The sequence below is a fragment of the Aerococcus sp. L_32 genome (assembly GCF_050689315.1).
On record NZ_JBOEQF010000745.1, the window covers coordinates 1 to 888 of the forward strand.

At 40.0% G+C, this 888-nt stretch carries 1 protein-coding gene and 1 pseudogene; both read right to left on the reverse strand.

Annotation, left to right across the window (positions count from 1 at the left end):
* A pseudogene (locus ACRCJ0_RS16140) lies at positions 1–126 on the reverse strand (recombinase RecA); the annotation flags it as partial.
* An 89-nt stretch (positions 127–215) separates the two neighbouring features.
* On the reverse strand, positions 216–888 hold a 673-nt coding region (locus ACRCJ0_RS16145; RefSeq protein ID WP_431391182.1), incomplete at its 5' end, for a nicotinamide-nucleotide amidohydrolase family protein.

Consider the following 888-nt stretch of genomic DNA (forward strand, 5'->3'; position numbering starts at 1 on the left):
AGAGATTCTAGTATCTCCGCGTTCACCCATTTTCATGACTGAGCCTTTACCAAAGTTACGCTCAATTTTTTTCATTGCATCGTCTAATGCTTTTTGACGGTTGCTATCGTTTTTATCCATAGTCATGCGTAAATCCTCCTAAATGTTCTCTTGTGTTTCCTTTATTTTATAATTATTTTGCTGAATAAGCAAGAGAAAAGCGAACGAATGTTCTGTTATTTTTTAATGATATCAAAGTAAGCTGAATAGACTGAACGATATTGAATATTTTGACGACTGCCTCTTAATGTTGGTGTTAACACTTTAGTTTCTTGCCCTGCTTGGGCGATACCAATATAGACAGTCCCCACTTCTTTTCCTTCCATGGCATCCGGTCCAGCTACACCTGTAAAGGATACTCCAAAGTCAGATTGATATAGGTCTCGTACGTTTTCCGCCATTTCAGTCGCTGTTTCAGCACTCACCATGCCATAAGTTTCCAGTGTTTGCGGTTGGACATTTAACACATTGGCTTTGGCTGTTTCTGTATAAGTGACGGCTGATCCGTGTAAGACTTTTGAAGACCCTGGGACATCGACAACTTTTTTAGCTGCCAGTCCACCAGTGAAACTTTCAGCGAAAGCAATGGTCTGCTCACGGTCTGTCAATTTCTCTACCAATACTTCATTAATGCCTAAGTTTTCTCCTTCGCCTACATAATAGTCAGCTAACCGAGCGTTGATAGCTGTAGCCAGGTCTTCTAATAAAGGCTTGGTTTCTGCTTCATTTTTACCAGCTGCAGTTAGTCTAACTGTTACCATGAAATTTCCAAAGTAAATGGCTACTGTTGGATTTTCTTGACTCATAATCAAGTCATCAATAGTGTCAGCTAATTGCGATTCACCGATA